This window comes from Sphingomonas mangrovi (assembly GCF_047975845.1).
Lineage (GTDB): Bacteria > Pseudomonadota > Alphaproteobacteria > Sphingomonadales > Sphingomonadaceae > Sphingomonas.
Window position 1 is genome coordinate 1 of sequence record NZ_JBIUCZ010000024.1, and the last position, 19,106, is coordinate 19,106.

The 19,106-nt window shown below is 70.8% G+C and carries 19 protein-coding genes and 1 pseudogene; 15 read left to right on the forward strand and 5 right to left on the reverse strand.

Annotation, left to right across the window (positions count from 1 at the left end):
- A pseudogene (locus tag ACBY01_RS17205) lies at positions 1–108 on the forward strand (IS30 family transposase); the annotation flags it as partial.
- A 41-nt stretch (positions 109–149) separates the two neighbouring features.
- Here the strand turns inward: ACBY01_RS17205 and ACBY01_RS11965 are convergent.
- Entirely contained in the window at positions 150–1,265 is a 1,116-nt protein-coding gene (locus tag ACBY01_RS11965; protein WP_416461096.1) for an NADH:flavin oxidoreductase, read from the reverse strand.
- 102 nt (positions 1,266–1,367) lie between these two features.
- Between ACBY01_RS11965 and ACBY01_RS11970 the strand changes: the two genes are divergently transcribed.
- Both ACBY01_RS11970 and ACBY01_RS11975 read left to right on the forward strand, forming a co-directional pair.
- Positions 1,368–1,733, forward strand: a complete 366-nt coding sequence (locus tag ACBY01_RS11970; RefSeq protein WP_416461097.1) for a winged helix-turn-helix transcriptional regulator — start codon at positions 1,368–1,370, stop codon at positions 1,731–1,733.
- A 124-nt stretch (positions 1,734–1,857) separates the two neighbouring features.
- Entirely contained in the window at positions 1,858–4,656 is a 2,799-nt protein-coding gene (locus ACBY01_RS11975; RefSeq protein WP_416461098.1) for a DUF3857 domain-containing protein, read from the forward strand.
- Between the two features lie 88 nt (positions 4,657–4,744).
- Here ACBY01_RS11975 and ACBY01_RS11980 read toward each other — a convergent pair whose 3' ends face one another.
- The 3 genes from ACBY01_RS11980 to ACBY01_RS11990 all read right to left on the reverse strand — a co-directional run bounded on the left by ACBY01_RS11980 (position 4,745) and on the right by ACBY01_RS11990 (position 7,005).
- Positions 4,745–4,879 carry an entericidin A/B family lipoprotein gene (locus ACBY01_RS11980; RefSeq protein WP_416461099.1) on the reverse strand — a complete coding sequence of 45 codons (135 nt, stop codon included), beginning with the start codon at positions 4,877–4,879 and terminating at the stop codon, positions 4,745–4,747.
- A gap of 355 nt (positions 4,880–5,234) precedes the next feature.
- Positions 5,235–6,821 carry a sensor histidine kinase gene (locus ACBY01_RS11985; protein ID WP_416461100.1) on the reverse strand — a complete coding sequence of 529 codons (1,587 nt, stop codon included), beginning with the start codon at positions 6,819–6,821 and terminating at the stop codon, positions 5,235–5,237.
- A 10-nt stretch (positions 6,822–6,831) separates the two neighbouring features.
- On the reverse strand, positions 6,832–7,005 hold the full coding sequence (locus tag ACBY01_RS11990) for a NepR family anti-sigma factor (RefSeq protein ID WP_416461101.1): 174 nt from the start codon (positions 7,003–7,005) through the stop codon (positions 6,832–6,834).
- A gap of 274 nt (positions 7,006–7,279) precedes the next feature.
- Between ACBY01_RS11990 and ACBY01_RS11995 the strand changes: the two genes are divergently transcribed.
- The 3 genes from ACBY01_RS11995 (at position 7,280) to ACBY01_RS12005 (ending at position 9,011) form a co-directional block, all read left to right on the forward strand.
- Positions 7,280–8,080, forward strand: coding sequence for a response regulator (locus ACBY01_RS11995; protein WP_416461102.1), 801 nt, complete (start codon positions 7,280–7,282; stop codon positions 8,078–8,080).
- 36 nt (positions 8,081–8,116) lie between these two features.
- Positions 8,117–8,251, forward strand: a complete 135-nt coding sequence (locus ACBY01_RS12000; protein ID WP_416461103.1) for a hypothetical protein — start codon at positions 8,117–8,119, stop codon at positions 8,249–8,251.
- A gap of 112 nt (positions 8,252–8,363) precedes the next feature.
- Positions 8,364–9,011 (forward strand): sigma-70 family RNA polymerase sigma factor, encoded by a 648-nt coding sequence (locus tag ACBY01_RS12005; protein WP_416461104.1) that lies wholly within the window; start codon positions 8,364–8,366, stop codon positions 9,009–9,011.
- Positions 9,012–9,440: 429 nt separating this feature from the next.
- Here ACBY01_RS12005 and ACBY01_RS12010 read toward each other — a convergent pair whose 3' ends face one another.
- Positions 9,441–9,767, reverse strand: a complete 327-nt coding sequence (locus tag ACBY01_RS12010) for a hypothetical protein (protein WP_416461159.1) — start codon at positions 9,765–9,767, stop codon at positions 9,441–9,443.
- On the opposite strand from ACBY01_RS12010, the gene ACBY01_RS12015 reads away from it, so the two are divergent.
- From ACBY01_RS12015 to ACBY01_RS12055, 9 genes are all read left to right on the forward strand, one after another.
- Complete coding sequence (locus tag ACBY01_RS12015) at positions 9,729–12,392, forward strand: bifunctional [glutamine synthetase] adenylyltransferase/[glutamine synthetase]-adenylyl-L-tyrosine phosphorylase (RefSeq protein WP_416461105.1); 2,664 nt, start codon at positions 9,729–9,731, stop codon at positions 12,390–12,392. The two genes, ACBY01_RS12010 and ACBY01_RS12015, sit on opposite strands and share 39 nt — an antisense overlap.
- Positions 12,389–12,850, forward strand: coding sequence for a peroxiredoxin (locus ACBY01_RS12020; protein WP_416461107.1), 462 nt, complete (start codon positions 12,389–12,391; stop codon positions 12,848–12,850). Before ACBY01_RS12015 ends, ACBY01_RS12020 begins: the two co-directional genes overlap by 4 nt.
- Positions 12,847–13,641 (forward strand): ferritin-like domain-containing protein, encoded by a 795-nt coding sequence (locus ACBY01_RS12025; RefSeq protein WP_416461108.1) that lies wholly within the window; start codon positions 12,847–12,849, stop codon positions 13,639–13,641. Before ACBY01_RS12020 ends, ACBY01_RS12025 begins: the two co-directional genes overlap by 4 nt.
- A 112-nt stretch (positions 13,642–13,753) precedes the next feature.
- Positions 13,754–14,926 (forward strand): M23 family metallopeptidase, encoded by a 1,173-nt coding sequence (locus ACBY01_RS12030; protein ID WP_416461110.1) that lies wholly within the window; start codon positions 13,754–13,756, stop codon positions 14,924–14,926.
- An 84-nt stretch (positions 14,927–15,010) separates the two neighbouring features.
- Positions 15,011–15,352: an iron-sulfur cluster insertion protein ErpA gene (gene erpA, locus ACBY01_RS12035; RefSeq protein ID WP_416461111.1), complete on the forward strand. Its 342-nt coding sequence runs from the start codon at positions 15,011–15,013 to the stop codon at positions 15,350–15,352.
- Positions 15,353–15,362: 10 nt separating this feature from the next.
- Complete coding sequence (xth, locus tag ACBY01_RS12040) at positions 15,363–16,133, forward strand: exodeoxyribonuclease III (protein ID WP_416461112.1); 771 nt, start codon at positions 15,363–15,365, stop codon at positions 16,131–16,133.
- Entirely contained in the window at positions 16,130–16,924 is a 795-nt protein-coding gene (locus tag ACBY01_RS12045; RefSeq protein ID WP_416461114.1) for a transporter, read from the forward strand. Before xth ends, ACBY01_RS12045 begins: the two co-directional genes overlap by 4 nt.
- A gap of 275 nt (positions 16,925–17,199) precedes the next feature.
- Complete coding sequence (locus ACBY01_RS12050; protein ID WP_416461115.1) at positions 17,200–17,805, forward strand: class I SAM-dependent DNA methyltransferase; 606 nt, start codon at positions 17,200–17,202, stop codon at positions 17,803–17,805.
- Positions 17,806–17,884: 79 nt separating this feature from the next.
- On the forward strand, positions 17,885–18,943 hold the full coding sequence (locus tag ACBY01_RS12055; RefSeq protein WP_416461116.1) for an NAD(P)H-dependent flavin oxidoreductase: 1,059 nt from the start codon (positions 17,885–17,887) through the stop codon (positions 18,941–18,943).
- Positions 18,944–19,106 lie beyond the last annotated feature (163 nt).

The window sequence follows — 19,106 nt, forward strand, 5'->3', positions numbered from 1 at the left end:
GAACGGGTCGCGCGCGCCTACAACAACACCCCCAGAAAGTGCCTCGGCTTCCGTACCCCCGCCGAGGCGTTCCAACTGTTGCACTTCGAATGTGAATCCACATCCTGACGTTCGTCAGGATGACGGGTGGGGAAACCAACTCGCCGCCGTTACGCCAGTTCGGCGAGCGCCCTCGCGTCGAAGCCCCGCAAGCCGGCGGCGTCGCCTTCGCGGACCTTCGCCACCCAGTCGGGATCGCTGATGAGCGCGCGGCCGACGGCGATCAGGTCGAACTCGTCGCGTTCCATGCGCTCGACCAGCCGGTCGAGCCCGACGGTGGTCGAGCTTTCGCCGCCGAACGCGCCCAGGAACTCGCCCGACAGGCCGACCGAGCCGACGCTGATCGTCGCCGCGCCGGTGAGCTTCTTGGCCCAGCCGGCGAAGTTGAGCCCCTGCTCGCCGTCCAGCTCGGGGAACTCGGGTTCCCAGAATCGGCGCTGCGAGCAGTGGAGCACGTCGGCGCCGGCATCGACCAGCGGCTGCAGCCAGTCGGCCATCGCCTTCGGCGTCTCCGCGAGCCGTGCGGCATAGTCCTGCTGCTTCCACTGGCTGAGGCGCAGGATCACGGGGAAGTCGGGGCCGACCGCCGCACGCACCGCCTTCACCACCTCGCCGGCGAACCGCGAACGCTCGCGGATCGTCGCGCCGCCCCAGCGATCGGCGCGCTCGTTGGTGCCCGTCCAGAAGAACTGGTCGATCAGGTAGCCGTGCGCGCCGTGGATCTCGGCCGTGTCGAAGCCCAGCCGCTTGGCGTCGGCGGCGGCGCGGGCGAAGGCGGCGATGGTGTCGGCGATCGCTTCGTCGGTCATCGCGTCGCCACGCGGCTGGCCCGGCGCGACGAGGCCGGAGGGGCTTTCGACCGGTGCGTCCGGTTCCCAGCCGTCCGGACCCACCGTGGAGCCGGTGTGCCAGATTTGCGGTGCCATCTTGCCGCCGGCGGCGTGGACGGCGTCGATCACCTGCTGCCACCCGGTGAGCGCCTGCTGGCCGTGGAACAGCGGGATGCCGGCCATGTTGCGTGAGGCGGGGCGGTCGATCACCGTGCCTTCGGACAGGATCAGCCCCACCCCGCCTTCGGCGCGGCGGCGATAATAGGCGGCCTGGGGCTCGCCCGGGATGCCGGCGGGCGCGAAGCCGCGCGTCATCGGCGCCATGACGATGCGATTGGGCAGGTCGAGTGACTTGATGCGGAAGGGGCGGAAGAGGACGTCGGCGGATGCGGGCATTCGGCAGGGCTCCGTTGCGAAGGGAGCCGGGTAGGTATATCTGGGAAACCTGAGATCAATAAGGTACTCCAAAGTGCGCAGGTATATTCGAGGAAACCGCCGGTGATCGCGTGCGACCATTTCCATGCGGACTGCCCAAGCCGGCTGCTGTTCGACCAGATCGCCGACAAATGGTCGATGATGGTGCTCACCACGCTCGACGACGGGCCGCTGCGGTTCAACGCGGTCAAGCGGCGGCTGGAAGGGGTGACGCAGAAGGCGCTGACCCAGTGCCTGCGCCGGCTCGAACGCAACGGGCTGGTGTCGCGCCGGGTGATCCCAGCGTCGCCGGTGGCGGTGGAGTATGAGATCACGCCGCTGGGGCGCACGCTCCAGCCGCCGTTCCGCGCGCTCTATGCCTGGACGATGCGCAATCTGCCCGAGGTCGAGCGCGCCCGCGCCACCTTCGACGCACAGCGCGCCGCCTGAACCGTCCGGCGCGCGCCGCGAGGTAGCGCGCCAGTATCGCAGCGGCTGCATCGATGCTGCACCGAATGTCCATTTGTCCGCGCCCAGATTTCGCCTAGTCTGGCGCAGGGAACAGGGGGACATCATGCAATATCGTTGTGCGTCGGTACTGGCGCTGCTGTTGGCGTCGGCGCCGGCCTGGGCGGGGGACAAGCCGATCTACCAGCCGGCGCCCGACTGGGTGAAGCCGGCGCCGCCGCTCGACACGAGCAAGCTCGACGGCGAATCGCCCGTGCTGCTGCTCGTCGACCAGCAGCATCGGCTGCACGACGGCGAGCGCTGGGCCTACACCGACGGCGCGACGCGCATCGCCTCGGCGCAGATGCTCAACCAGGCGGGAACGGTGCAGCTGCCGTGGCAGCCCGACGACGGCGACCTGATCGTCCACAAGGTCGAGATCCTGCGCGGTGGCGAGCGGATCGACGCGCTGGCGAAGGGCGAGCGCTTCAGCGTGCTGCGGCGCGAGGAACAGCTCGAGCAGCTTCAGCTGACCGGCGTGCTGACCGCGACGATGACGGTCGAGGGTCTGCGCGTCGGCGACGTGCTGCGCGTCGCCTTCTCCACCACCAGCAAGGATACGGCGCTGGCCGGCAACGTGCAGACGGTGGTGCCGCTGGTGAGCGCACCGGTGCGCGTCGGCTTCGCGCGCACCCGGCTGCTGTGGGACGAGGGCACCGCGGTGCAGTGGCGGACACCGAAGGGCACCGCGGCCAAGCCGGTGCGCGCTGGCGGCTTCCAGGAGCTGGAGGTGGCGGTGCCGCTCGCCAAGGCCGAGGAACTGCCCGGCGACGTGCCGCTGCGGTTCCAGCGCACCGAGATGCTGGAGGCGACCAGCTTCGCCGACTGGCAGGCGGTGTCGCGGACGATGGCGCCGCTCTACCGCACCGAGGGCGCGATCCCGCCGGGCAGCCCGCTCGCCGCCGAGGTCGCGAAGATCAAGGCCGCCAACCGGGCGCCGCTCGACCGCACCGCCGCCGCGCTGCGGTTGGTGCAGGACGAGGTCCGCTACCTGTTCAACGGCATGGCCGGCGGCAACTACCACCCGCAGTCGCCCGCCGACACCTGGCAGCGACGCTACGGCGACTGCAAGGCGAAGACGCTGCTGCTGCTGGCGCTGCTCGACGCGCTCGACGTCGACGCGGAGCCGGTCCTCGCCAGCATCGGCATGGGCGATCTGGTCGCCGGCCGCCTGCCGAGCGCGGCGGCGTTCAACCATGTGCTGGTGCGCGCGACCGTCGACGGGCGCACGCTGTGGCTCGACGGAACCGATTCGGGCACGCGTCGGGACGACCTGGGCGATGCGCCGCCCTTCCGCACCGTGCTGCCGGTCCGCGCGGCCGGCGCGACGCTGATGCCGGTGCCGCTGGCGGCGCCGGCGCGGCCGCAGACGTCGGTGACGATCGAGCTGGACCAGAGCGCGGGCTACACGCTTCCCACCGTCTACAAGGCGACCTTCGCCCTGCGCGGCGCGATGGGCCAGGAACTCAACCTCGCCGCATCGCAGGCCGACCGCGAGCAGAAGGACCAGATGGCCGCCGGGATCATCGCGAACACGATCGGCAACGCGACGGTCGTCGATCGCAGCATCCGTTGGGATGCGGCGAGCGGGATCGCCACGGTCGAGGTGTCGGGGATCGCCGACAGCCCGTGGCAGAGCGACGACCGCAAGCTGCGGCTGCCGCTCGACCATGCGATCGGTCCGCTGAGCTTCGATCCCGATCGGTCCCGCACCGGCTGGCAGGGGCTGCCGGCGGCGACCAACGGCCCGGCCTACAACCGGATCGTCACGCGCGTTCGGTTGCCGGGGGGCGGCAGGGACGTCGCGCTGGACGGCGACCAGACGCTGCCGGGGCACTACGCCGGCCTCGCGGTCGATCGCCAGGTGACGCGGGAGGGCGACTGGATCGTCGTGCGCGAAGATCTGCGCGCCGATGGTGCCGAGATCGCCGCGGCCGACATCAACGACCAGCGCGGCCGCGTCGCGAAGGCCAAGACCCGCCTGCTGGCGGCGGTGGCGCCCGAGGTGCGGCCCGCCCCCTGGCAGGAGGTGACCGCGGCGGTGCGCGACAAGCGTCTGGCGCCGCTGGAGGCGGCGTTCGCGAAGAACGTCGCCGACCACGCCGACGATGCCGAGGCGTACGAGCGTCGCGCCCGCTTCCGCCAGTCGCTGTACGACTGGCGCGGCGCGCTGGCGGACGTCGACCGCGCGATCGCGCTGGGCTCGACCGCCGGGCGGCATCTGTGGCGCGCATGGCTGTACCGGCAGACCAACGAGGATGCCAAAGCGCACCTCGATCTGGTCGCGGCGGAGACACTGGAGCCCGGCAGCGTCCCGGTACAACTCGAACTCGCGCGGTACGAGGCGCTGCATGGCGAGGGGGCGGCCGCCGTCGCACGCCTCGACCGACAGGACGGGACGACCGGAGGGGCGCAACGCACCGAGCTTCAGATGACGCGGAGTTATGTGCTGGCAGAAGCGGGGCGCCGGGACGAAGCGATCGCGACGCTCGACGCGGCGATCGCGGCACGTCCGGGGCAGGTGCCGCTACTCAACGAGCGCTGCTGGGTGAAGGGCACGCGCAATGTTGCGCTGGAAGAGGCGTTGCGCGACTGCACCAAGGCGATCGAACTCGCCGATACTCCGTCGATGATCCTCGACAGCCGCGGTGTGGTCTACTTCCGGATGAACCGATTGGACGAAGCCCTCACCGATCTGGATGCGGCTTTGGAGCTTTCCCCCGGACGGCCCGCCTCGCTGTTCATGCGCGGCGTGGTGCGCAAGGCGAAGGGAGATGCTGCAGGGGCGCAGGCGGACTTCGCGGCGGCCAAGCTCCAGTCGCCTCGCATCGTCGAGGAATATGCGCGCTACGGGATCAAGCCCTGAGCGCACCCATCGCATCGATGCGCTGAAAACGAAAACGGGCGGCCCGGAAGCTCCGGACCGCCCGTTTTCCTTGATCGAGACGACGGGCTTACTTGCTGTCGTTCGCCGCGCCCGAGACGGCATCGCCGGCCGACGAGACGTCGCGGCCCGCGCCCTCGATCGTGTTGCAAGCGCTGACCATCAGCGCGCCGGCGACCACCATCAGACCCAGAACCTTACGCATGCGTTGTCTCCAAAGACATCATTGAACCTGTTCCGCATGAATGTCCGGCGCGGACTTTCGTTCCGCGCGCGTCTCGACCGCGAAAAATATCGGCCGGCCGAAGCGAACGGGAAGGTGCAGGAGATGCGAAAAAAAATGTGGGCCCGGACGCGTTACCGGGGGGGGGGGGAGGGTAGACGCGTCCGGGCCCGTGTTCTGGATAGCGAGAGCGGGGGGGCATAAGGTCGCTATCCGAAGAGCAGAACGGCGCACTGGCGGGGAGGTTCCGCGAAAAAGCGCACCCCATCAAATCTTTTTCGCCTCTGCGAAATCCTGGGGGATGCTCGCCGACTCGTGGGCGGCGCGACGGGCGCGATCAGCGGGCCGAGCGGCCGCTGATCGCGATTTCGTAGGCGCCCACCAGCGGATCGTGGTGGAGCGGTGCGCGCAGCTGGCGCGACAGGCCGAGCAGCACGCGCCCGTAGCGGGTGCCGACCAGCTCGCCGAGTTCGGCGCTTTCGACCAGCGCGGGCGAGCTGACGCGGACGGTCACCTGCTCGGCCTCGCCCGCAATCTTGGCGGAGATCCGCACCTGGGTCGACGGATTGACCGACATGGCGAGTTCGATCAACTCGGTCAGCAGGAAGGACACGGCGACGCCGACGTCCTGCGACACAAGCAGCGGCTCGACGTCGATGGTGATGCCGAGGCCCGAGGCATGTTCGGGCGCGGTGGCGCGGATGTTCGACGCCAGCTCGCCGATCACCGCGCGCAGTTCGAGCCCGCGGTTCTCCTCCATCTCGGCGTAGTGGTGGCGGTGGACCACCGCGAGCGCGTCGACGCGGCGCTGGATCGAGGCATAGGCGGCGCTGGCGTCGGCACTCGGCGCGCTGCGCGCGTGGAAGTTGATCAGGCTGGCGATGACCTGGAGGTTGTTCTTGACGCGGTGGTGGACCTCGCGCGTCAGCTTGGTCTGGCGGACCAGCCCCTCGGCAAGGTTCGTCTCGTGCTCGTGGACGGTGCGGGTGATCGCCTGGAAGGTGTCGCCGAGCTCGGCGATCTCCTGCGCCGGGGCGGAGCCCAGATCGATCCTGCCGATGCCTTCGCCCGGCGTGAATGCGGCGACGCTCGCGCGCAGCCGGCGCAGCGGACGGATCAGCAGCCGGTCGACCACGAACCAGCCGATGCCGGCGGCGCTTGCCCACATCAGCAGCGGCAGCAGCATCGCGACGAGCACCGGCGAGGTGATCGGGGCACTGCGCACCGACATGGCGAAGTTGAGGTTATCGACGCCGAGCGGCACCACCAAAGTCTCGTGCCGGTCGAGCGGACCGCGGCGCGGCAGCGCCTGGAGCAGAAGGGTGGCGCCGTCCTCCTGGTTCAGCTGCGCGGCATAGGGCGGGATGAAGCCGCTCGGTCGGGCGATGTCGGCGAGCACCGCGGTGGGAAAGAAGGCATCGGCACGGCTGCCGTTGGGGGCGGCGGGCAGGTGGACCACCAGCCCCTGTTCGGGAAGCAGCGTCACCTGGAGGCGGTCCGGTTCGGGCGGGGTCGGCAGCGTCACCGGCAGCGGCGCACCGCACAGGGTTGCGGCGTCGGAGCCCGCAATCTCGAAGCGAATGCCGGCGGCGGACTGCTGGGCGAAAATACCCTGGACACGCGCGCAGCTGGGCGAATCCTCGTCGTCGCCGTCGATCGCGAGCAGCGCGACGCGCAGCGCGTTGACGTCGCCGACCAGCTCGTTGGCGAGCGCCCGCGACGCCTCGACCCCGGCCACGCGCAGCCGGGCGCGGGTCTCCAGGTCGGCGGTACGGGTCGTCTGCAGCGTCGCGAAGAGCGCGATCAGCGCCAGCGGCAGCAGCGCGATGCTGAGGATCAGAAAGACGCGCGCGCCGGTCGGCAGACGCTGCAGCACCGCCGCAGGCGCGGTCGGCCTGCGGCGTTCGGGTTCATCCTCCGCCACGCAGCTGGCGCTATTGCAGCTTGCTGAGCAGGTCGAGCATCTCGTCGGGGATCTGTTCGCCGGCGGCGTCCTGATAGACCGCCCGCAGCGCGTCGCCCACGTTCTTCTGCTTGCCGTCCTGGGGCTTCTGTCTGTCTGTGGTCGCGGCGCGATCCTGCCGTTCCGCTTCGTTCGAACCCGTCACCAACTGCACACCCTAGCCCCCTAAGTGCGGCACCTCGCCGTGCACTACATGAACAAACCCGGCCACGCCAACCCATCGGATGCGAACAGGGGCGTCAACATCCGCGGCAGGCATGGCACCGGCGTATCACGTGAAACCAAATTCGCCTTCGTTGGTTCCACCCCCGACGCGAATTCGGGGGAGAGCGTCTCTTCCGCCGTCGTGAAAGTGAATTGCAAACGGTGGGGCGGCCCCCCAGAATGGCCGTTCCACCTTGGAGGAGACCTACCCGATCATGTCGCTTGGACAGCAACTGGCGCCGCACCTTCCTTTCCTGCGGCGCTACGGTCGCGCGCTCACGGGCAGCCAGTCGGAAGGCGATCGCTACGTGCGCGCCGCCCTGGAGGCGATCGTGGCGGCACCCGAAGAATTCCCCCGCGACGTGGATCCCCGCCTCGGTCTCTACCGCACCTTCCAGGCGATCTGGTCGTCGACCCAGTCGGAAGCGGACTTCGCCCGCGAGCAGGCGAGCGGCGACCAGGAAGCGATCGCGCGCGCCCGGCTCGCCCGCATCGCGCCGCTGTCGCGCCAGGCGCTGCTGCTGACCGCGATGGAAGGCTTCACCAACGAGGACACGGCCTATCTGATCGATTCCTCCGAGGAGGAGGTCGAGGCACTGGTGACCGAGGCGCTGCGCGAGATCGAGGCGCAGACCCGCTCGCGGGTGATGATCATCGAGGACGAGCCGCTGATCGCGATGGACCTGGAGACGATCGTCCGCGACCTGGGCCACGACGTGACCGGCGTCGCCGTCACCCGCGACGAGGCGGTGGCGCTGGCGATGGAGGATCGGCCGGGCCTGGTGCTCGCCGACATCCAGCTTGCCGACGACAGCTCGGGCATCGATGCGGTCAAGGACATCCTGGCCGAGTTCGACGTGCCGGTGATCTTTATCACCGCCTTCCCCGAGCGACTGCTGACCGGCGAGCGGCCGGAGCCGACCTTCCTCATCACCAAGCCGTTCCAGCGCTCGACGGTGAAGGCGGCGATCAGCCAGGCGCTGTTTTTCGATCAGTCGACGGTACCGAACGGCTGATACGGAGCCAAAACGATCTTCGGGGGTTAAGGCCATATGGTTGACGAGAAGCGCACGCACCTCAACACCGACCGCGCTCGCGCGGGGTCGACCCCCGGGATCACCCGCTACGTCCTCGGCATCTCGCTGCTGCTGATCGTCGTGGTGTACGCCATTATCCTCTGGGCCTGATCGGGCGGCCGGACGATCCGGCCGTCGTCCGCTGGCAATCGGCGGGTACATCCCTTATGTTGGCACCACCGGCGACGCTGCGACTGTGCGGCCGCCCACCGATCGGATTTTCATGACTGCACCGGAAGTTACGGGCGACGAGAACGACGTGGAAGAGACCGGCGCCGTCGAGCACGTCGCGCTGTCCGATCCCGAGTTCAAGAAGCAGCTGGCGCAGGTGATCCCGCACCTGCGCGCGTTCGGCCGCTCGCTCTCCGGCAGCCGCGATCTTGCCGACGATCTGGTGCAGGAAACGTTGCTAAAGGCCTGGGCGGCGCGTCAGCGATTCCAGGCCGGCACCAACATGCGCGCCTGGACCTTCATCATCCTGCGCAACCTCTATCTCTCGCAGATGCGCCGCGCGCGCTTCAAGGGCGAGTGGGACGATCTGGTCGCCGACCGCATCCTCGCGGCGCCGGCGAGCCAGGATCGCCACGTCGAGCTGTCCGACATGCAGCGCGCGCTGCTCCACCTGCCGCAGCCGCAGCGCGAGGCGCTGATCCTGGTGGGAGCGGGCGGCTTCGCCTATGAGGAAGCGGCCGAGATCTGCAACGTGGCGGTCGGCACGATCAAGAGCCGCGTCGCGCGCGGCCGCGTCGCGCTGGAGAACCTGCTGAGCAGCGGCGACCTGCCCGCGCGCGCCTCGCACCCCGGCAACGGCGACCAGACCGCGCTCGAAGCGATCATGGGCGAGGTCAACGAGCTCAGCCGCGACCGCTGAGGGCGGTGGCTTCCGACATTTTGTGACGTGGGGCACTCCGGCGACGGGGTGAAAGCGCCTTTCTTGGACGCCCGTCACCCCAGCGCAAGCTGGGGTCTCGTTCCGCGTACGGCGCGCTTGCGGCTGGAGATGCCAGCTTTCGCTGGCATGACGGTGGTGGCTGGCATGACGGTGGTGGCTGGCATGACGGGGTCGGTTGGCCTGGCCCGGCGGAAGCATATCCGGAAACGTCCGTCACCCCAGCGCAGGCTGGGGTCTCGTTCCGCATACGGCGCGCTAGCGGATGAAGATGCCAGCTTTCGCTGGCATGACGGATGGGGTGGGGTCGGTGTGCTCCGCTCCGCCTGCGGTCGCCTGTAGCGGGGCGCGTACGGCCCTCTGCAGCGGGCGATACCGGCCTTGGCTGGCAAAACGAACAGAACCGCCGCCTCAGTGGCGGCTGCCTACCCGATCCAGAGCGCGCAGATAGCCGCGGAATTCGTCGGGAAGTTGCGCTACGCCGTCGAAGCTCTCGCGCAGGGCGGCGCCGATGCCGTCGCGGTCGCGGGGGCGGCGCACGACGACGCCTCGCGATGCGATCGCGTCGGGCGGGGCGGCAAGGTGCCGGCGAGAAGACGAAGGTGCCATGCGCCGAACAACTCGACATTTCACGATTTGTTGCTTGACGCGGACGCTTTTGTCGTTGCGAACCCGTTCCTTGGCGACACGAGAGCTTCGATGGACCTGAACTCGGCGATCCGACGTGCCCGCGAGCACGCTCCTTTTCTTGCCCGATTGCTCGAGGTGGAGGCGCCGCTGGTCGAGCGCGACTGGCTCGACGATCCGCTGGGGCACGCAGAGGTCGACGATGGGGACATGCCGGTCGCACGGCGGCTGCGGATCGAGCGGCGGCGGGTGGCGCTGCTGGTGGCGCTCGGCGACCTGTCGGGCGCCTACGACCTGCGGCGGGTGACGGGGCTGCTCACCGCCTTTGCCGATCGCGCGATCGACGTCGCGATCCGCGCCGCGATCGAGGAGCGTACGCCGGGCGCGCCGGCACAGGGCTTCGTCGCGATCGCGCTCGGCAAGCAGGGCAGCCGCGAGCTCAACTATTCGTCGGACGTCGACCCGATCCTGCTGTTCGACCGCGCGACGCTGCCGCACCGCGAGCGCGAGACGCCCGACGAGGCGGCGATCAAGATCGCCCGGCGCGCGACCGAGCTGCTCCAGACGCGCGACGGCGACGGCTATGTGCTGCGCGTCGACCTGCGGCTGCGCCCAGCGCCCGAGGCGTCGCCGATCGCGCTGCCGGTGGGGGCGGCGATCAGCTACTACGAATCGCAGGCGCTGCCGTGGGAGCGCGCCGCCTTCATCCGTGCGCGCGCCGCCGCCGGCGACCTGTCGCTCGGCCGGCGCTTCCTGGTGGCGATCCGGCCGTTCGTGTGGCGCCGTGCGCTCGACTACGGTGCGATCGCCGAGATCCGCCAGATTTCCGGCCGGATCCGCGACCATTACGCGCAAGGCCAGGCGTTCGGCCCCGGCTACGACCTCAAGCGTGGGCGCGGCGGCATCCGCGAAGCAGAGTTCTTCGCGCAGGTCCACCAGCTGATCCACGGCGGCCGTGACCGGGCGCTGCGCGCGCCCGCCACGCTCGACGCGCTGGTCGCGCTGGCCGAGGCGGGGTGGATCGCGCCCGAGCAGGCGGCGACGCTGGGGCAAGGCTACACGCTGTTCCGCACCGTCGAGCATCGACTGCAGATGGTCGACGATCGCCAGACCCACAGCCTGCCGACCTCCGCCGAGGCGCTGGATAACGTCGCGCGGCTGCACGGGGTGGCGGACGGCGCGGCGCTGCTCGCGCTGCTGCGGCCGCAGGTGGAGGCGGTGGCGGCGGTCTACGACACGCTGGGCGCCAGCGACCGGCCGGCGGTGCCGGGGGACGGCCAGCTGCTCGAGGCGCGGCTCGGCGAGCTCGGCTTCGATCCGGCGGACCAGGCGGCGCGGCGCATCGCCGACTGGCGCAGCGGCCGCTATCCGGCGCTGCGCAGCCCGGCGGCGCGCACCGCGCTGGAGGCGGCGCTGCCCGAGATGCTGGCGAGTCTCGGCACCGCGGCCGATCCCTATCGCGCGCTGATCCGGCTCGACGCGATGCTCGGCCGGCTGCCGAGCGCGATCAACCTGTTCCGGCTGCTGGAGGCGCAGCCCGCGCTCGCCAAGCTGCTGAGCGCGATCCTGTGCCACGCGCCGACGCTGGCGGAGGCGCTGGCGCGGCGGGCGACGCTGCTCGACGGGCTGATCGACGCGAGTGCGCTGGAGGCGGTCGGCGCGGTGGCCGAACTCGCCGCGGAGATGGCGCCACGCGAGCCGGGTGCGCCGTACGAGGCGGTGCTCGACCATGTCCGCACGGTGGTGGGGGAAAAGCGGTTCGCGCTCGGCGCGCAGATCGTCGCCGGGACCAGCGATCCGCTGGCGGTGGCGGCGGGCTATGGCCGCGTCGCGGAGGCGGCGATCGAGACGCTGGTCGCCGCCACCGTCGCCCAATTCGCGGCGCAGCACGGGCGGGTGCCCGACAGCGAGCTGGTGCTGGTCGCGCTGGGGCGGCTGGGCGGCGGGCTGCTGACCCACGCCTCCGACCTCGACCTCGTCTATCTGTTCACCGGCGACTATCGCGCGGAATCGGACGGGCCCAAGCCGCTGGGTGCGGTGCTCTACTACAACCGGCTGGCGCAGCGGGTGAGCGCGGCGCTGTCGGTGCCGACCGCGTCAGGGCCGCTCTACGACATCGACACGCGGCTGCGGCCGTCGGGCGGGCAGGGGCCGCTGGTGGTCTCGCTCGACGGCTTCGCCCGCTACCAGCGCGAGAGCGCCTGGACCTGGGAGCATATGGCGCTGACGCGGGCGCGGCCGGTGTTCGGATCGCCGGCGGCGCGGGCGCAGGTGGCGGCGATCGTCCGCGCGGTGCTCGACGGCGACCGTCCGGAACGCGACGTCGCCGCCGAGGCACGCGCGATGCGCGCCGAAATGGCGCGGCACAAGCCGGCGCAGGGGCCGCTCGACGTCAAGCTCGCGCCCGGCGGCTTGGTCGACCTGGAGTTCGCGGTGCACGTCGTCCAGCTGGTCCATCGCACCGGCTTCCACCCCGGGCTGGCGGAGGCGGCGGCGGCGCTGGAGACGGCGGGGCTGCTGCCGCCGGGGATCGAGGCGGCGCATGCGCTGCTGACCCGTGCGCTGGTCACCGCCCGGCTGGTCGCGCCCGACGCGCAGCTGCCGCCGCCGGCATCGCGGGCGCTGGTCGCGCGCGCGCTCGGCCAGCCGGACTGGGAGCAGGCGGTTGCGTCGCTCGACGCCGCGCGGCAACGGGTGGCGGAGGCCTGGGCGACGGTAAGCGAGGACACGCGATGAACGAAGGCGATGCGATTCCGGCGGTGACGCTGACGGCGAGTGACGGGACGCGGTTCGATCTGGCGGCGGTGCGGCCGCTGCTGGTCTATTTCTACCCCAAGGCGGACACGGCCGGCTGCACGCGCGAGGCGATCGACTTCGGCGACCTCCAGCCGCAGTTCGAGGCGGCCGGGGTGACGGTGATCGGCGTGTCGAAGGACCCGCCGGCCAAGCTGGAGCGCTTCGCTGCCAAGCACGACCTCCGCGTGCGGCTGGCGAGCGACGATGGTGCTGCGTGCGAGGCGTTCGGCGTGTGGGGCGAAAAGACGCTCTACGGCCGCACATACATGGGCGTGGAGCGCGCGACCTTCCTGTTCGACGCCGAGGGGCGGCTGGTGCGGCAGTGGCGCAAGGTGAAGGTGCCGGGCCATGCCGAGGCGGTGCTCGCAGCCGCGCGCGACCTGCCGACGCCGGCGTGACCAGCATCGCGCAGGCCTGCCGCGCGGTGCTGGAGACCGCCGAGCCGCGCGCCAAGGTGAAGGCGGCGCGGGCGGCGGCGCGCGCCTGGAGACGCGGCGACCTGGCGTTCGCCTTCGACGTAGACATGCCCGACCGGCCTGGCCGACCCGACCGTCCCGAGCTGCTGCCGCCGAACCGCATGCCCAAGCGCGGCAAGGGCGGGTCCGAGCGCGGGCGGCTGGCGCTGCTCCACGCGCTCGCGCACATCGAGTTCGTCGCGATCGACCTGGCGTTCGATGCCGCCGGACGGTTCGGCGGCGAGTTCCCGCGCGGCTTCACTGACGACTGGATCGGGGTGGGTGCGGACGAGGCGATGCACTTCGCGCTGCTCGAACGGCGTCTCCGGCAGCTCGGCAGCGGCTATGGCGCGCTGCCCGCGCACGACGGGCTGTGGGATGCGGCGATCGAGACCGCGCACGACGCGCTCGCGCGGCTGGCGGTGGTGCCGATGGTGCTGGAAGCGCGCGGGCTGGACGTCACCCCGGCCACCGTCGAACGGGCGCGTGCGGCCGGGGACGAGGCCACCGCCCGCATCCTCCACCGCATCTACACCGATGAGATCCGGCATGTTTCCGCCGGCAGCCGATGGTTCGAAAGCCGTTGTAAAATCGAGCGAATCATCCCGGTGCCGCATTGGCAGATGCTCGTCCGGCGGCACTTCCGCGGGGCCGTTAAGCCACCGTTCAACGATTCAGCGCGCGCGAGTGCCGGTCTGACGCGGGATTACTACGCGCCGCTTGCGCAAAGCTGACCGGTAGGATCAACCACCACTCGTCAAGGCGCGGAGGGGCTGCAGCTGAGACATTGATGAGACGCGGCGGGCCGTGAACCGGCCGCGGAAAGCTTGGAACGCCGGACTCTAAATGATCATCAGCACCATCCTCCCGAACAACGCCGGTCTCGCCGAGCGGTTCCGTCGTTTCTTCGCAGCGCGCGACGTCATCGTGCATGACGGCCGGACCCGCCGCCGCATCCGCATCGCTGCACGCACCCAGGCGATCGCCACCGCGGTCGCCGCGCTGACGCTGGGCTTCTCCGGCTACGGCGTCGCCAACGCGGCCGTCGACACCGGGCTGGTCGCCCAGTCGGAGACCGCCGCCACCGTCGACAGCATGCGCCAGCAGGTCCGCACGATGCAGGCCAATGTCGCCGAGCTGCGCCAGGTCGCCGCCGCGCACGCCGCCCGCATCGACCAGCGTCAGGCGCTGATCGCCGCGGTGCTGACCGGCGAGGGCGATCCCGCCCGGCTCGCCGACGCCGCGCTCGCGCCGCTGCCCGAAGGCGGCAAGGCGCTCGCCAGCGTCACCGCGCCGCTGGAGCGCGTCGAGCAGCGTCAGGCACGCCTCGCCGCACAGGCGCAGCGCGTCGCCGCGGCACGGCTGGCCGAGACGGCGGGCGAAGTCCGCAAGCTGGGCCTGCGTCCCGAGAAGCTGGGCATGGGCGGTCCGTTCGAGCCGGTGAGCGCCAGCGAAGCCGCCACCGTCACCGCCGCCTCGACCGAGGCGGACAGCCAGTTCCGCAACCTGTTCATGACCTGGAAGAAGCTCGACACGCTCGAGCAGGCGGCGATCGCGATCCCGTCGCTCCAGCCGGTCGACAACATCAAGCTGTCGAGCAACTTCGGCGTCCGTTCCGACCCGTTCCGCGGCACCGCCGCGATGCACGCCGGCATCGACCTTCCCGGGCCGCTCGGCACGCCGGTCTACGCCACCGCCGACGGCATCGTCGGCCGCGCCCAGCGCGCCGGCGGCTACGGCAACCTGATCGAGCTCAACCACGGTAAGGGCATCCAGACCCGCTACGGCCACCTGTCGAAGATCCTGGTGAGCCAGAACACCCGCGTCCGTCGCGGCCAGCTGATCGGCCTGATGGGCTCGACCGGCCGCTCGACCGGCAGCCACCTCCACTACGAGGTGCGGATCAACGGCGCCGCGGTGAACCCGGTTCCCTATCTGCAGGCGGGCGACCAGCTGCTCGCGGCGCAGGATCGCGCCGCCCGCAACCGCCAGCTGGGCGTCGGTGGCCCGGCCGAATGATTTCCTGACCATCGGAACGGAGAGGAGAGGGGCCACGGCGACCGCATGGTTGCCGATGGCCCCCGCACCGCTTATCTCCGCCGCATGGCCAGCACCCTGTCTTCCGAAGTCGGCTTGACCCCCTCCGCCGCGGCGCGCGTCGCCGCGATCGCGGAACGCCAGGGCAAGCCCGCGATTCTGCGTCTCTCGGTCGAGGGCGGCGGCTGTTCGGGCTTCCAGTATCGCTTCGGACTGGCGGAGGCCGCCGAGGGCGACGACAGCGTCACCGAGACCGACGGCGTCCGGCTGGTGGTCGATTCGATGAGCCTTGATCTCGTCCGCGGCGCGCAGGTCGACTTCGTCGAATCGCTGGGCGGCGCAGCGTTCAAGGTCGAGAACCCCAATGCCGCGTCGGGCTGCGGCTGCGGCACCAGCTTCTCGATCTGACGGCCCAAGCGTGCGCATCGTCAGCTACAACGTCAACGGCATCAAGGCGCGGCTGCCGCGCCTGCTGGAGTATCTCGCCGAGGAGACGCCCGACGTCGTCTGCCTCCAGGAACTCAAGTCGAGCGACGAAACCTTCCCCGAGGCCGAGATCCGCGGGGCCGGCTATGGCGCGATCTGGCACGGACAGAAGGGGTTCAACGGCGTGGCGGTGCTCGCCAAAGGCGCCGACCCGATCGAGCGCCAGCGCGGCCTGGCTGGCGAGCCGGAGGACGAGCACAGCCGCTATCTGGAGGCGGAGGTCGACGGGGTGGTGATCGCATCGATCTACCTGCCCAACGGCAATCCGCAGCCCGGCCCCAAGTTCGACTACAAGCTGCGCTGGATCGAGCGGCTGTCCGCGCGGGCGCGCGCGCTGCTCGCCGAGGAGCGGGCGGTGGTGCTGGCGGGGGACTACAACGTCATCCCAAACGACGACGACGTCTTCTCGGTCCGCGCGATGGCGAGCGATGCGCTGGTGCAGCCGGAGTCGCGGCAGGGCTATCGCGCGCTGCTCGCGCAGGGCTGGACCGACGCGCTGCGCACCCGCTTTCCCAGGGGCGGGGTGTGGACCTTCTGGGACTATCAGGCGGGCGCGTGGCAGCGCGATGCGGGGTTCCGCATCGACCATCTGCTGCTGAGCCCGATCGCCGCCGATCGCCTGCAGGACGCCGGCGTCGACAAGGACTATCGCGGCCGCGAGAAGGCGAGCGACCACGCGCCGACCTGGGTGCGGCTGCGGTGAGCCGCCTCGCCTGCGTGGCGCTGGCCGCCGCGCTGCTGAGCCCCGCCGTCGCGCACGCGCGCGACTATTGCCCGACCCGTCCGGGGCTGGGCGAGAGCCCGTGCGTGCTGGACGCCGGCAAGGGCGCGGTCGAGACCGCGCTCGTCGACTGGGAGCACGACCGCAGCGCCGAGGCGCGCACCGACACGCTGCTGATCGCCGACACGCTGCTGCGCTACGGCGTCAGCGAGCGCGCCGAACTCCAGATCGCGTGGCAGCCCTATGGCCGCGAGGTCGCCCGCGACCGGCTGCTGGGTGAGACCGAGCGGCGCGACCGGGTCGGCGACCTGTCGATCGGCACCCGCGTCAACCTCGCCAACCCGGACGGGTCGGGCTTTTCCTGGGCGGTGCAGCCGTCGGTGACGCTGCCCGTCGGGCGGCAGCCGATCGGCGGGGGCAGCTCGGGCGCGAGCCTGATCGTGCCGGTCGCCTACGAACTCAGCGACGCGCTGAGCCTGGAACTCACGCCCGAAGTCGCCGCCGAGGCCGACGAGGACGGGCAGGGGCGCCATCTGGTCTACGGCAACATCGTCGGGCTCGAACTCGCGCTCGGCGAGACGCTCAAGACGACGCTGGAGGGGGAGGTGCGGCGCGACGACGATCCGGTCGAGCACGCCACCTATGCGCGGGCCGCGCTCGCGTTCGGCTGGATGGCGAACGACGATACGCAGCTCGACGTCGGCAGCGCCGTCGGCCTCAACCACGACACGCCCGACCTGCGGCTCTATGCCGGCGTCTCGCGGCGGTTTTAGGGTGTATCGACATTCATCGTTGAAGTCCTGAACTTCCCCCTTCATCCGTTCGCCTCGAGGTGCCGTCGAGCTTGTCGAGACGGCGTATCGAGAGGTCGGTCGTTGGGGCTCTCTCGATACGGGCTCTCGACAAGCTCGATCCCTACTCGAGACGAACGGGAAATGGGTGAATGTCGATCCGATCTAGGGGGCGGCGGCATCCGCGACCGGCGCCGAACCCGGGCGTTGCCGGCGCGAGGGGGCGCGACATAGCGTTTTCCTGAGGAAGGGATGCGATGACCGGGCTCACACCGACCGTCCTCGACGTCTACCAGCGGCACGGGGAAGCGTGGGCTGCGCTGCGGGCGGACGAACTGGTCGAGCGCGCATGGCTCGACCGGTTCTGCGCGCTGCTGCCGGAGGGCGGGACGGTGCTCGACATCGGCTGTGGCTCCGGGCTGCCGATCGGGCGCGAGATCGTCCGTCGCGGATACGACCTCCTCGGGGTGGACGGCACGCCGACGATGCTTGCGCTGTTCCGGCGCAACCTGCCGGGCACGCAGGCTCGGCGGATGGACATGCGCCGGCTCGCCCTGGGGCGGCGCTTCTGCGGACTGCTCGCCTGGGACAGCTTCTTTCACCTCTCGCCCGAAGATCAGCGGCCGATGTTCGCGCGGTTCCGGGCGCATGCGGCAGCGGGCGCCGCGCTGATGTTCACCAGCGGCAATGAAGAGGGCAGTGCGATCGGCGCGCTGGAGGGCGATCCGCTGTACCACGGCAGTCTCGATCCGGGCGAATATCGCGCCTTGCTCGATGCCGCCGGCTTCGACGTGGTGGCGCACGTCGTGGCCGATCCGAGCTGCGGCTACCGGACCGTCTGGCTGGCGCGACGGCGCAGCTGATCGGCGCAGGCGAGGCGTTTCGCCAGGCGCTCCGCACGCCCATATCGGGGTGGTCGTTCCCTCAGGAGGCTTGCCGCCCATGTCCTTGCTCGATCGTCTCCGTCTCACGATACCCTTGATCCAGGCGCCGATGGCCGGCGTTGCCACGCCGCGGCTGGCGGCTGCGGTGTCCGAAGCGGGCGGGCTGGGCTCGATCGGGGTGGGGGCGACCGACGCGGCCGGTGCGCGGGCGATGATCGAGGAACTGAGCGGCCGCACCGACCGCGCGTTCAACGTCAATCTGTTCGTCCACGACACCCCCGAGGCGGATGCGGCGCGCGAGGCGGCATGGCTCGAAGCGCTGGCGCCGCTGTTCGCCGACTATGGCGCGGAGCCCCCGCGTGTGCTGCGGACGATCTACCGCAGCTTCGCCGACGATCCGGACATGCTGGCGATGCTGCTGGAGCTGGCGCCGCCCGTCGTCAGCTTCCACTTCGGCCTGCCTTCGGCCGAGGTGCTGGCGGCGCTGCGCGGGCGCGGCATCTACCTGATGGCCACCGCCACCAGCCGCGAGGAAGCCCGGGCCATCAAAGCGGCGGGCCTCGACGCGATCGTCGCGCAGGGCATCGAGGCGGGCGGCCACCGCGGCATGTTCGACCCGATCGCGCCCGACGATGCGCTCGGCACGCTCGCCTTGACCCGGCTGCTGGTGCGCGACGCAGGACTGCCGATCGTCCCCGCCGGCGGCATCATGGACGGCGCCGGCATCGCGGCCGCGCTCGACCTCGGCGCCGCGGCGGCGCAACTCGGCACCGCGTTCGTAGCCTGCCCCGAGTCGGCCGCGGACGACGCCTATCGTGCCGCCCTGACCGGCCCCGGCGCGGAGCATACGACGCTTACCTCGTGGATCTCCGGCCGTCCGGCGCGCGCGCTCGCCAACCGCTTCACGGCGCTGGCCGATCGGCTGAATGGGCGCGTGCCGCCCGACTATCCGCGGGCTTATGACGCCGGAAAGGCGCTCCACGCCGCGGCGAAGGGGAATGGTGAGCATGGCTTCGGTGCGCAATGGGCCGGGCAGGGTGCGCCGCTGTCGCGGGCGATGCCTGCCGCCGAGCTGGTCCGCACGCTGCGGGAAGAACTCGACCGCTGCCGGGGCTGAGCGCGTCGACCCTTGCGCGGTAGCGCGCGGAAACCGCCATCTATCGGCGTAAAGTGCGAAGCTTCAGCGGTGCGTGGCGCCTACCGGTGTGACGCCGTTGGCTAAGTATCTGAAACCCCAAGGCCCAAGTGTTTGGCACGCATGATGCACTGGTTCGGATGTC